This is a genomic window from Oscillibacter sp., from assembly GCF_028693505.1.
In the GTDB taxonomy this organism is placed as follows: Bacteria; Bacillota; Clostridia; order Oscillospirales; family Oscillospiraceae; genus Oscillibacter.
The window spans coordinates 84,130-84,337 of the sequence record NZ_JAQUVF010000005.1 but is presented as its reverse complement, the minus strand read 5'-3'; the positions used below and the strand labels follow the sequence as shown (position 1 = coordinate 84,337).

The following is a 208-nucleotide window of genomic DNA, read 5'->3' as shown; positions in this document are numbered from 1 at the left end:
TCTCCGCGATCTGGGGGCCGACCTGGGCGGTGTCGCCGTCAATGGCCTGCCGGCCGCACATGACGATATCGTCGCTCTCCACGCCCAGCTTGTTGATGGCGGCCGCGAGGATCTGAGAGGTGGCGTAAGTATCGCTGCCGCCGAATTCACGGGCGGAGACCAGCACGCCTTCGTCCGCGCCCATGGCCAGCAGCTCACGCAGCATGCC

1 pseudogene is annotated in these 208 nt (G+C 67.3%); it reads right to left on the bottom strand.

Annotation, left to right across the window (positions count from 1 at the left end):
* A pseudogene (locus PHI30_RS02760) lies at positions 1-208 on the bottom strand (electron transfer flavoprotein subunit beta); the annotation flags it as partial.